An 11,642-nucleotide genomic window follows, 5' to 3' on the forward strand; every position below is an offset into this window, starting at 1 on the left:
TCGGCGTCCGCCCGGTACGCGGCCGACCTCGCGGCGTGCTGCCCGGGAGCCCTCGTCGTGGCCGTGCACGACGGCCGCACCTGCCATCTCCGGCTGGGGCCGGACGGGTACGCCCTGAGCCTGCGGGAGCGGGGCGTGGTGCCGGCGGCGGTCTGGCGAGCGCGGGCGTCCCTCGTCCACGCGGGTCTCGCGGCCGGACTTCCCGCCCCGACGGTGGGGTCATTCGTCGGTCGGGGCGGAGAGCCGGTCCAGGCGCGCGCGTGCCCGGTACGCGTCGGCTGAGTCGGCGCGGCCCGCTGTGCCGTAGAGGGCGAGCGCCTCGCCGTAGCGCTCGCGGGCCAGGGCGGTGTCGTGGCGGTGCTCGGCGAGTTCGCCGAGCGCGTGCAGGGCCCGCGCGGTCTCGTATGCGGCTGCCATGGCCCGCAGGCTCGACAGGGCGGTCGTCAAGTGGCGCTCGGCGGGGGCGGTTTCTCCCAGGCCGAGGTGGGCGCGGCCGAGGAGGATGGCCGCGCGGGCCGCGTTGTACGTGTCGCCGGACGCGCTCAGCGTGGCGTGCGCGGCGGCCGCCTGGTCCGCGGCCTCGCGGTCTTGGTGCCGGGCAAGGGCCACGTCCGCGAGGTTGAGCCGGGCCAGGCCGCCCGCCCGGACGTCGCCGCACTCCGGCAGCTCGCGGGCGGCGCGCGTGAAATAGCGGGTCGCCTCGTCCAGCCGGCCGATGCGCTGGTGGGCCAGGCCGCGGTAGTTGAGCGTGCGGGCGTGGCCAAGGGCGTTGCCGTCGGCCTGGAACTGCCGTGCCGCCCGCTCGAACATCTCCAAGGCCCGCTCGTGGTGGCCCCTGCCCAGCTCGCCCACGCCGCCGGAGGTCAGCATCCGGCACTGCGCCGCCGTGTCGCCGAGATCCTCGGCGGCGGCGAGGCCCTCCTTGTGGGCGGTGTGCCACTGCTCGTAGAACTTGCGGCGCAGGAACAGCGGCCAGAGCGCGTCGGCGAGCTGCCAGCTGACCGTGGGGAAGTGCGTGCGCCCCTGCCGGATCACCGCCATCAGGTTCGGCAGTTCGCGCTCCTGCCAGTCCAGGGCCGCCTCCGGGCCCTCTCCGAAGTCCTCCGTGACCACCGGGCCCGGGCCGTGGTCGCGGGCCATCGTCCGGTGCTGTGGGTCGACGGCCTCCTCGGCGCGGGTCGCGGTGGCCAAGTAGTGGTCGGCGATCCGGCGCAGCCCCGCCGTGCGCTCGCGGGACGGCTCGTCGAGCGCGGCCTTCCGGGCCGCGTGCAGGCGTACGAGGTCGTGGAAGCGGTGGCGGTCCTCGTCGGCGTCGGTGAGGAGGTTCGCCTCGTGGAGCAGGTCGAGCAGCGCGAGCGCCCGCGCCCGGGTCGCGGCCTCGTCCTCCCCGGCGCGGGCGAGCACCGCGACTGCCACCGCGTCACCGAACTCGGTGCCCGGGTGCAGCCCGAGCAGGCGGTACAGCCGCGCGGCGCCCGGCGGCAGCTCCTGGTAGGTGAGGTCGAGCGTCGCCCGTACGTTGTGGTCGCCTTCGATGGCCAGCTCCTCCAGACGGTCGTGTTCTTCGGCCAGCGCCCGCACCATCGTGGTGATCCCACGCCGGGGCCGGGCCGCGAGCCGCGCCCCTGCCACCCGCACCGCGAGCGGCAGGCCCGCGCACAGCTCGACCAGGGCACGGGCCTGCTCCGGCTGTGCGTCCACCCGGCCGTCGGCGAGCGTCTCGGCGAGCAGCTCGACCCCGGCGTCCAGGCCCAGCGGCTCCAGCTGCACGGTGTGGCAGCCGTCGACGGTCAGGCCCGGCATGCGCCAGCGGCTGGTCACCGCCGTCACGCTCTGCCCGCCGGGCAGCAGCGGCCGCACCTGCGCGGCCGACACGGCGTCGTCCAGGAGCACCGTGAGGCGCAGGCCCGCGGTCAGCGAGCGGTACAGCGCGGCCCCCTCGGCGAGTGTGGCGGGCACCTGGGCGGCGGGCACACCGAGAGCGCGCACGAAGCGACCGATGACCTCGGCCGGATCCGCAGGCCCGTCCGGCGCCTGTGCCCCGAGGTCGGCGTACAGCTGCCCGTCGGGGCAGGACGTGCGCAGGGTGTGCAGCCACGCAAGGGCGAGGGCTGTCTTGCCGACGCCGCCGAGGCCGCTGACCGCGACGAGAGTGCGGTGACCCGCGCGCCCGGAGCGCAGCCGCCGCCTCTCCAGGAGGCCGAGCTCGGCCGTGCGGTCCGTGATCCGGCCCGTCGGCGGCAGCTGCCACGGAGTGCACGGCAACGGTGCCTGCGGAGCGGCCTGGACGTGGATGCCGCCGTACACGGTCCCCGCCTGGAGCGCTGGTCCGTGCACTGTTCCGCTCAACTCGTTGTGGCCGCCCTGCTCCTGCCCCCGCACCGAACCCCCTCCGGCCGTGCTTCCGCTCTGCCTGAGCTGGTCTCTGGGGAACATGCTTTCCGTACACGTGCTCGGTATCCGTCGGCGAGGCGCACACCCCTCCAACGCGGCCGAAAGGCAACGCCCAGCACTGTCAGGCGAACGCCACCGTGTGCCACGGGCTGTCCGGGTCCGTCGTCAGGGCCCGGTGGGCGTGCAGGACCGTGGTGTACCAGCTGCCGAACTCCTCCTCGTCGAAGTGCAGACAGCGGCCGAGGACGTAGCCCGCGGAGAACTCCTCCCAGGACGCGTACGCCGAGCGTGCCGCGCGGGAGGCCTCCTCCAGGGCCGAACCGAGCTCGGCCCGGGTGGCGTAGCGGGCGCCGCGGCCCCAGCGGGCCATCTTGGAGGCGCGGCCGATGTCCCAGGCCGCCACGGTGTCCACCCGGCCGTCGGCGGGCAGCAGGCCGTCCGCGCGGAAGCGGGCCTCGTAGCGCAGGACCTTGCCGACGAGCGCGCGCAGGGCGGCCACGAACTGGTCGAGCTCCGGGTCGTCGCCGGGGCGGTGCGGCGTGTCGGGGCCGCTCGTCGCCACCACGCGGTCCCGCAGCGTGACCTCCACGCACTGCCGCCACAGGTCCGGGTCCACCGCGCCGCGCCCGGTGGCGACGGCGGTGCGGGCGCCGAGGACGAAGTCCCAGTACCAGGGGCTCACTTCGCGGTCGAGCAGGCGCCGCTGGACGGCGTGCCACTCCTCGCGGTCGCGCACGCCCCACCACTCCTCCAGGCGCGCCACCTCGTTGCTGTAGCCCGCGCCGTGCCAGTCGAGGGTGTTCCAGGCGTCGCCGTTGGCGTAGCAGAGGTGGGCGCCGCAGGCCAGGCCGTGCAGCAGCGCGCCCGGTGCGGGGGCGCCGGTGCGGCGGGTCTCGATGCGGTCGCCGAGCCGGTCCGCGCGGTGGTGCTCGGCGTGCAGGTCGGCCCAGACCTCCCGCTCCTCGTCCGTGGTCAGGAAGTACTGCTCGCACGGCGTCCGGGTGTTGACGACCAGGACGTCGACGTCGTCGGGCCAGGCGGCGGCGAGGGTGCCGAGCGTCACGTACTCGTAGACGAGGTCGGGGTGCGGGGGCGGCAGGAAGCCGGCCGTGTAGACCTGCGCGACCCGGCGGCCGTCGGGCACCTCGATGCTGAACAGGGGCGGCGCGTCGGGCCGCGCGGCGAGGTCGGTGAGCGGCACGGGGCGGTAGAGGCCCGCGACGGCGAGCGCCCGCAGATACGTGTAGCCGTCGTCCGCGAGGGTCAGCTCGTACAGGTGCTCCTCCAGGTCGGCGGGCGCCTGCCAGGGCGAGCCGTCCGCCGGTGCCGGGACGACCGGGAACACCTCGTCGTGGTACTCGTCTTCGGCTGCCGCGTACATGCCCGGCTCTCGCTTCCGTGTTCGGGATGATCTTCTCCGAACCGTATCCCGGCCCCGCCGGAGCGGCCCGGGGCCCCTCGGGGGGCCTTCAGCCGACGAGGTTCAGGCGCAGCGACTTGAGGCCGTTGATGAAGTGCGAGACGAGGCGGGCGGGCGGCGCCGCCCGGGTGATGACCGGCGCGGCGGCGAGGAACTCCTCGTACAGGACCGTCAGTTGCAGGCGTGCGAAGTGCGCGCCCAGGCAGACGTGCGGGCCGTCGCCGAACGACACGTGCGGGTTCGGCGCCCGCGTCAGGTCGAGCCGGTCGGGGTCGGCGAAGGCGCGCTCGTCGCGGTTGGCCGCGGCGTGCAGGACGACCACCTTGTCGCCGCGCCGGATCCGCCGCCCGGCGAGCTCGGTGTCGCACGCGGCGGTGCGGCGGAAGCTCAGCACCGGCGGGTGCCAGCGCAGCAGCTCCTCCACCGCACCGGCCATCGGGGCCTCGCCCGTGCGCAGCCGGCGCTGCTCGGCCGGGTGCCCGGCGAGCGCGAGCAGCCCGCCGGGCGCCGCGCCGCGCACGGTGTCGTTGCCCGCGACCGTGAGCAGGAAGAAGCACATCTCCAGCTCGGGCGCGCTCACTTCGGGCGTGGTGGCGAGCGTGGTGAGGACGTCGTCGCCCGGGTGCCGCCGCTTGTGCGCCGCCAGCTCGGTGGCGTACGCGAACATGTCGCGCAGCAGGGCGGGGGAGCGCGGGTTCACCGGCCGTCCGTCCGCGCCGACGACCTGCTCGCCCGCCTCGTCTGGGTCCTGGTAGCCGATGACGCGCCGGGTCCAGTCCAGGAGCAGGCCCCGGTCGGACGCGGGCACGCCGAGCAGGTCCGCGAGGTTGAGGACCGCGTAGTCGTCGGTGACCGCGGCGACGACGTCGCAGCCGCCGTCCCCCGCGCGGGCCGCGGCGACGGCCCCGGCGACCAGCGAGCGCGCCCGCCGCCGGGCCAGCGCCTCGAACCGGGCCACGCGGCGCGGCGTGAACGCCCGGCTGACCAGGCGGCGCAGCCCGCCGTGGCCGGGGGGATCCTGGTTGAGCATCATGCGGCGGATGAACGGCAGGTCGTCCGGGTCCGGATCGCGGATCTGGGTGGCGCCCAGGTGGGAGGAGAACACCGTCGCGTCCTTGAGTACCGCCGTCACGTCCGCGTGCCGCGTCACCGCCCAGAAGCCGGGGCCCGCGGGCCAGCCGAGCACGGCAGGCTCGTCCTGCCAGGCCACCGGGTGGTGGTCGCGAAGCACGCGGTAGCGGTCGTACGGCACGGCACGCGCGTACAGGCGCGGATCGAACACGTCCGGGACCTCGACTTCGACCTCGGGCGGTGCGTGGGCAACAGGTACCTGGCCTGCCGGTGCGCGGGGCCGATCGGGCGCGGCGGGGGGCAGCCAGGTCTGCCGCATGGTGTCCGCCGACAGAGCCGGGTCCAGGGCCCCGACCACGGCGAGCGCGGGCACCGGCGAACCCGTCACGCGGTCCTGGAAGTCGTGGCCCGTCCAGCCGTCGAGCCAGGCGCGGAACGCCTTGGCGTCGCTGCGCGCGAAGGACCGGTCCGCCATGCGGCGCAGCCACGCCGCCGGGCGGCCGCCGCCCGTCGTGAAGTCGATGATCGCCCGGCGGCTGTCCGCCGCGTGCTCGGCCGACTCGAACAGCTCCCGCTGCTCCGGCGGCATCGGGATGCCCGACGCGGGCACCGGCGACACGCCGACGATCCTGCGCACCCGGTCCGGCGCGTCGGCCAGGACGTGCTGTGCCACGGCGCCGCCCATCGAGTGCCCGACCACCGAGAACCGCGCCCAGCCGAGGTGGTCCGCAAGGGCCACGACGTCGGCCGCGGCCTCGGCCGTCGTGAACGCACCGGGCGCGTCCCGCGCCTCGCCGTAGCCGCGCAGGTCCACCACGGCGTACGCGAAGGCGCCGGTGTCCAGGTCGGCGAGGACCGGCGCGAACGCCGACCGGTCGGCCAGCCAGCCGTGGACGGCGATCACTTTGTGCGGGCCTTCGCCCACCAGGTCATGAGGCAGCGTGAAGGAGGTCACGCCCGCCACCATGACCGCGAATCCCGGGCCGCGCAAGAGCGCGGCCCGGCGTCCCGCGGGCCGTTCCGCACGGCGCCGGGGCGGCCGGATTTCCCCCTGGTGGCGGGAAGTTGGCCGACCGCCTGCGAGGGGCGCCCCCGGATGGTCAGAATGTGGCATGGCCATCCGCCGCCTCAGCTACCGGCTCGACGAGGAGCCGGTCACCGGAGCCGTCCGACTGATCCCCGTCCCCGCGTCCGCACCCCCGTCGACCATGTCCATGCACCCCGACGGGACCGAACGCGAGGACCAGCGGCAGCTGCGGGAGTGGGCCGAACTGGCCATCGGCGCCGGGCACACCCGGGGCCGCGGCCACTCGGGCGACGGACCCGGCCTCAGCTACAGCAGGCTGCCGGACGGCGGCAGCCTGCTGTGCGCCACGGGCATCGACGCCGGCGTGACGGCGTACTACCTGACCGAGGCCGACACGACGGCCCGGTTCGCCGAGGAATGGCCGATCACCTGGGGAGAAGCGGGAGCGGACCAGGAACCCACGCGGGCCCCGCGGGGCGGACCCGCCGCCCTCGACCACGACGGGCTCGGCCACGACGGGCTCGGCCACGACGGGCTCGGCCACGACGGGCTCGGCCACGCGGACCTCGTCGCCTTCGCCCGCGCCCACGAACCCCGCGTCGCCCCCTTCCTCGCCGACGTGCGCCGCCTCTTCGACGACCCGGCCGGGCGGCAGCTCGTCGTCGCCGAGGAGAGACCCGGCACCGTCGCCCGCTGGATCGCCCTCGCCTGCGCCTCGCTGCCCGCCGCGTACGTGCCGTCGCTGACGTTCACCACCGGAGCCGCGGACCCCGGGCGCGCCCCGCAGCACATCGTCGGCATCGGGCCCGACGCCGACTTCGACCGCGGCGACCCCACCGTCCTCGACCACCTCTACCGCGTCCACGACGGCCTCGGCGGGCCCGGCAGCCCGCCCCGCGCCGACGTCTGGGCCACCTGGACGGCCCGCCTCTGGCTCGCCGGGGAGCCGCTGCCCCGGGCGGGGGCCGCCGACGGCGACCCCTTCGCGGCCGGGCCGCTCGTCCCGCACCTGCTGCGCGCCGGACTCCTCACCGGGCGCGAGCTGACCGGGCTCGACGGCGACGCGCTGCGGGCGGCCGTCGACACCCTCGTCGCGTCCGTGACCGACGGCGGCACCGACCACGCCCGACTCCTCGCCGTCTGCCGCGACCTGTACGCCCACGACCCCGCCGCCGCTGCCCCCCTCGCGCTCGCCCTCGCCCGGCACCGGCTCGGCGCCGTACGCCCCGCGGAGCTGCCCGGCGAACTGGGCGCCGTCTGCGCCGAGTTGCCCCTCAGTGCCGATGCCGTACGAGTCCTGCGCGGCGAGTACGGCGGCGACGCCGAAAAGGCGCTGCGGCGCGCCCTGCGCGACCCGGTCGACACCTGGGCCGAGCCGCTGCGCCTGGCCCTCGCCGTCGGCGCCGACGACGGGCGCGGCCTCGGCGAGGCCGTCGACCGGCTCGCCCGCGCCCTGCGCGACCCCACGGGAGTCGACCGCGAACCGGCCGTGCGGGTCCTCGACGACGTCGGCAGCGAGCCGCTGACCCGCCGCGTGCTGCGCCGCCTCGCCGACGCCACCCACAGCCGCCGCCTCGACCTGCTCGTGGAGCTCGCTGACTCGCCGTACGGCGACTGGCTGCGCCGCAACCTCGACGAGGCGTCGCCGCTGCCCCTGCGCCTGGCCGAGGCCGCCGCCCGCTGGCGGGCGGGCGGCGGCGGGCTGCGCGGCATGGAGCTGTTCGCGAAGCTCACCGAGGTCCTGCCGCGCCGCCGGGTCACCGACGCGGAGACGCTGCGGCAGCTGTGGTGGCTGGTCTGGGGCAGCTCCTGCCCCGCCCCCGGCGAGCTGTCGTGGGTGGCCCACACCTGCACGGTGCGGCTGCTCGTCGGCGCCGGGTACGGCATGCGGATGACGGGCCTGCTCGCCGCGCCGGACGGGGTGGACAGGGAACTCGTCGGGTTCGCCGCCGACCTGCTGCACGAGAAGCAGCTGTCCCGGGGGCACCGCGCCACCGCCGAGCTGCTCGTCCTCGCCCAGGACCTCGCCGACGGCCGCAAGGCCCTGCTCCAGGGCCTCCGGCGCTTCGAGGCGCTGTGCGTCGACGCGGGCACCCTCGACGTCACCGTGCGGCGCGGCGTGTTCCGGCTCGTCGCCCGCGCCCTGGCCCACGCGGACGCGGACCAGCTGGCCCGCCCGCCCGCCTTCGGCCTGCTGGTCGCCGCCGGGCCCGAACTCCTCGACCCCTACCGCGCGTTCATGCTCGACGAGGACCGCAGGAGCCGTCTGGAGCGCGAACTCCCGCTGCGGCCGGCCGAGGTGGCCGCCTACTACTACGTGTGGCGCAGGCGCGAGCGCCGGGGCATCAGCCACGACTGGCAGCGCGTCGCCGCCGAACTCCTCGACGAGATCCTCGGACCCGTCACGGTCCGCCTGGACGACCGGCAGCTCTCCGACGTGGCCGACGTCATGGCCAAGCGCCAGGGCGGCCTCGACCGCGTCCGGGAGTGGAACGCCTGGCGCAACAGCTTCCGAGCCCGCTGACCGCCGCGCGCCCGCCGCGGCGAAACCGGCGACCGGCGCCCCGCGTCCCTACGTACCGACTGATCCCCCCCTGGAGAGGGCCAGCGTGAACCCAGCCGACCACAGTAGTGACACCACCGAGATCGTCGACAACTTCCCGGGCGGCTCCATGGCCAGCCGCCCCGTCCACTTCATCTGGATGCTCGACTGCTCGGGCTCCATGAGCGTCAACGGCAAGATCGGCCAGCTGAACTTCGCCATCCGCGAGGCCATCCCGGAGATGCAGCAGGCCGCCGACTCCAACCCCGCCGCGTCGCTGCTCGTGCGCGCCATCTCCTTCGCCAGCGGGGCGAGCTGGCACGTCAGCGAGCCGACCCCGGTGAACAGCTTCTCCTGGGAGGACGTGCACACGTACGGCGGCACGGACATGGGCGCCGCCTTCAAGCTCGCCGCGGGCGCGCTCCAGACGCCGCCGATGCCGCAGCGCGCGCTGCCGCCGGTGCTCGCGCTCGCCTCCGACGGACAGCCCACCGACGACTGGCGGGCGGGTCTGCGCGCCATCGACAGCACGCCCTGGGGCAAGCGGGCCGTGCGCGTCGCCGTGGCCATCGGCGACGACGCGGACAAGAGCATGCTCAAGGAGTTCCTCGCCAACCCCGAGCTGGAGCCGCTGCAGGCCAAGAACCCGCGCCAGCTCGCCGCCGCCATCCGCTGGATGTCCACGGCGGTCGTCAAGGACGCCTCGACGCCCAAGGTCGAGGACGCCAAGCCCGCGACGCCCCTTGGCCCGCCGCTGACCAAGGTCGAGGGCGAAGCCGACATCTGGTGACCGCCGAGCAGGGGACAGGCCGCGGCCCGGACGTCCGCTGGGCGCTGCTCACCGGCGGGGTCAAGGGCGTCGGCAAGAAGTACAGCCAGGACCGCTGGGCCGCGCGGGCCACCGCGGACGGACGCGCCGTCGTCCTCACGGTCGCCGACGGCCACGGCTCCGCCGCGCACTTCCGCAGCGACCTGGGCGCCCGCTGGGCCGTGGAGGAGTTCACGGCGTGCGCGGAGGCCTTCGCGCACGAGGCGGTGCGGGTCGGCGCGGACGCCGCGGGCTGGCCGGAGCTGCGGGCCGAGGCCCGGCTCCTGCCGCAGGCGGTCGGGCACCGCTGGCACCGGCGCGCGCGGTTCCACGACAGCAACACGCCCGCGCGGGGGGCGTCCCCCGCCCAGCGCGCCGCCGCCCACCGGCGGACGCGCGGCCGCGGCACCCCGGACCTGGCCGCGTACGGCAGTACGCTGCTCGGCGCCGTCCTGACCGAACACACCCTCATGTGCTGGCAGTTGGGCGACGGTGACATCGTCCTCGTGGACGACGGCGGCGTGCCGCACACCCCGCTGTCCAGCGGCCCGGACATGGGTGACGAGACCGACTCGCTGTGCGAACCGGAGCCGTGGCGCAAGACCCGTACGCACTGGCAGCCCATCACCGGCGGCCCGCCGCCCGCCGTGCTGCTCTCCACCGACGGCCTGTCGAAGAGCTTCGCCGACCACCAGGGCTTCCTGGACTTCGCCACCGGGGTGCGCGAGCGGGCCGCCGAGCAGGGCGTGGCGGCGGTGCAGGGCCAGCTGGCGGACTGGCTGGCGCGGGCGGCGAAGTACTCGGGCGACGACACCACCCTCGTCGGGGCGTTCGGCGCCCGGTACGACACGAGTGACGCCACAGGAGGACACGAACCGCATGAGTGAAGGAACGGGGACCCCAGCATGAGCAACGGCATGCTCGCCCGCGGGAAGAAGCTGGTGGCCGAGTCGGGGGAGCGCGTCACGGTCGCGGAGCTCTTCGGCTCCGGCGGCCAGGGCGAGGTGTACCGCGTCACGACGGCCACCGGCGACCGCGCCGTGAAGTGGTACTACCCGCAGCTCGCCGACGCCCGCCAGAAGCACATCCTGGAAGGGCTCATCGAGAAGGGGTGGGACGACGACCGCTTCCTGTGGCCGCAGTCCATCGTGATGGACCCGGACGGCACGGAACCCGGCTTCGGCTACCTCATGGACGTGCGCCCGGCCCGGTTCCAGGACCTGCCCGCCCTGTTCCGCCGCGACCCGTCCGTCAAGGACGCCACGATGCGCACCCTGGTCACGGTCGCCCTGCACACCGTCGAGGCCTACCGCGCGCTGCACTCCAAGGGCATCGCCTACCGCGACATCAACTGGGGCAACATCTTCTTCGACCCGGCCACCGGCGACGTCCTGGTGTGCGACAACGACAACGCCGTCGTGGAGGGCGCCCTCGCCGGGGTCGCCGGGACCATGGACTTCATGGCGCCGGAGCTGGTGCGCGGCGACAAGGGCGCACAGCCCGGCACCCAGACCGACCTGCACTCGCTCGCGGTGCTCCTGTTCCTGCTCCTGATGAACGACCACCCCTTCAACGGCGCGCTCGCCATGCGCATCCACTGCATGGGCGAGTCCGCCAAGCGCAAGCTGTACGGCACCGACCCGGTGTTCGTGTACGACCCCGGGGACACCCGCAACCGCCCCGTGGTGGGCGAGCAGCCGACCGTCATCGCCACCTGGGCGGCGCTGCCGAAGATCCTGCGGGACCTGTTCGTGCAGACGTTCACGGACGGGCTGCGCAGCCCGGCGCGGCGGGTGCGCGAGAGCCAGTGGCGGGACGCGCTCAGCCAGGTCCTCGACGCCATCACGCAGTGCCGCGGCTGCGGCAAGCAGAACCTCACCCAGCCGGACGGCGCGCCGCCGGACTGCTGGAAGTGCGGCAAGCCGCTCCAGCTGCCACCGCGCCTCGAACTGGTCACCGCCACCGGCACCACGCTGCGCACCCGGCGCGGCATCCGCCTCGACCCGAGCGCCCGCCTCTACGCCCACCACCTGGACGGCGACCCGGACCGCCACGACTTCCGCGCCGTCGTCGGCGAGGTCACCGAACACCCCCAGCAGCGCGGCAGGTTCGGCCTCACCAACCGCACCCGCGCCACCTGGACCGCCCGCAAGCAGGACGGCACGGTCCTGGACGTGGAGCCGGGCCGCACCATCGGCCTCCAGCCGGGGCTGCTCCTGGAGTTCGGGGGCGGCGCGGAGGCCGAGGTCAAGGACTAGGGCCCGCACCGGCCGTACGGCGCCGCAGCCAGCGGCGCCACCACGGCACGGGTGCGGGCGGCACGGGCGGGGGCGGCGGGGGCGCGGCGGCCAGGGTGACCCGGGCGGGCGCGGCGGGGACG

At 75.5% G+C, this 11,642-nt stretch carries 7 protein-coding genes and 1 pseudogene; 4 read left to right on the forward strand and 4 right to left on the reverse strand.

The annotated features are described in order from the left end of the window. Window positions 1-219 precede the first annotated feature (219 nt). From IG74_RS0140200 to IG74_RS52960, 4 genes and pseudogenes are all read right to left on the reverse strand, one after another. Window positions 220-2,436 carry an NB-ARC domain-containing protein gene (locus IG74_RS0140200; protein WP_051856407.1) on the reverse strand — a complete coding sequence of 739 codons (2,217 nt, stop codon included), beginning with the start codon at window positions 2,434-2,436 and terminating at the stop codon, window positions 220-222. Window positions 2,437-2,515: 79 nt separating this feature from the next. Continuing rightward, window positions 2,516-3,775 carry a DUF1266 domain-containing protein gene (locus IG74_RS0140205; RefSeq protein ID WP_030687750.1) on the reverse strand — a complete coding sequence of 420 codons (1,260 nt, stop codon included), beginning with the start codon at window positions 3,773-3,775 and terminating at the stop codon, window positions 2,516-2,518. Window positions 3,776-3,863: 88 nt separating this feature from the next. Further along, window positions 3,864-5,204: a cytochrome P450 gene (locus IG74_RS50215; protein ID WP_107059131.1), complete on the reverse strand. Its 1,341-nt coding sequence runs from the start codon at window positions 5,202-5,204 to the stop codon at window positions 3,864-3,866. Next, a pseudogene (locus tag IG74_RS52960) lies at window positions 5,187-5,840 on the reverse strand (alpha/beta fold hydrolase); the annotation flags it as partial. The pseudogene IG74_RS52960 and the gene IG74_RS50215, both read right to left, overlap by 18 nt. A gap of 157 nt (window positions 5,841-5,997) precedes the next feature. Here IG74_RS52960 and IG74_RS0140215 point away from each other — a divergent pair. The 4 genes from IG74_RS0140215 (at window position 5,998) to IG74_RS0140230 (ending at window position 11,520) form a co-directional block, all read left to right on the forward strand. Then, window positions 5,998-8,436 (forward strand): GTPase-associated protein 1-related protein, encoded by a 2,439-nt coding sequence (locus IG74_RS0140215; RefSeq protein ID WP_030687754.1) that lies wholly within the window; start codon window positions 5,998-6,000, stop codon window positions 8,434-8,436. Window positions 8,437-8,584: 148 nt separating this feature from the next. Beyond that, the gene (locus IG74_RS0140220) at window positions 8,585-9,244 is read left to right on the forward strand and encodes a vWA domain-containing protein (RefSeq protein WP_037826922.1); all 660 of its coding nucleotides are present in this window, start codon (window positions 8,585-8,587) and stop codon (window positions 9,242-9,244) included. Further along, on the forward strand, window positions 9,241-10,149 hold the full coding sequence (locus tag IG74_RS0140225; protein ID WP_051856409.1) for a protein phosphatase 2C domain-containing protein: 909 nt from the start codon (window positions 9,241-9,243) through the stop codon (window positions 10,147-10,149). Before IG74_RS0140220 ends, IG74_RS0140225 begins: the two co-directional genes overlap by 4 nt. A gap of 18 nt (window positions 10,150-10,167) precedes the next feature. Continuing rightward, window positions 10,168-11,520, forward strand: coding sequence for a serine/threonine protein kinase (locus IG74_RS0140230; protein ID WP_030687761.1), 1,353 nt, complete (start codon window positions 10,168-10,170; stop codon window positions 11,518-11,520). Window positions 11,521-11,642 lie beyond the last annotated feature (122 nt).

This window comes from Streptomyces sp. NRRL B-1347, from assembly GCF_000720325.1.
Lineage (GTDB): Bacteria > Actinomycetota > Actinomycetes > Streptomycetales > Streptomycetaceae > Streptomyces.

What these genes read in the sequence shown, in the direction of transcription:
- IG74_RS0140200 (WP_051856407.1), bottom strand. Translation starts at nt 2,436, where the DNA reads ATGTTCCCCAGAGACCAGCTCAGGCAGAGCGGAAGCACGGCCGGAGGG.
- IG74_RS0140205 (WP_030687750.1), bottom strand. Translation starts at nt 3,775, where the DNA reads ATGTACGCGGCAGCCGAAGACGAGTACCACGACGAGGTGTTCCCGGTC.
- IG74_RS50215 (WP_107059131.1), bottom strand. Translation starts at nt 5,204, where the DNA reads ATGCGGCAGACCTGGCTGCCCCCCGCCGCGCCCGATCGGCCCCGCGCA.
- IG74_RS0140215 (WP_030687754.1), top strand. Translation starts at nt 5,998, where the DNA reads ATGGCCATCCGCCGCCTCAGCTACCGGCTCGACGAGGAGCCGGTCACC.
- IG74_RS0140220 (WP_037826922.1), top strand. Translation starts at nt 8,585, where the DNA reads ATGGCCAGCCGCCCCGTCCACTTCATCTGGATGCTCGACTGCTCGGGC.
- IG74_RS0140230 (WP_030687761.1), top strand. Translation starts at nt 10,168, where the DNA reads ATGAGCAACGGCATGCTCGCCCGCGGGAAGAAGCTGGTGGCCGAGTCG.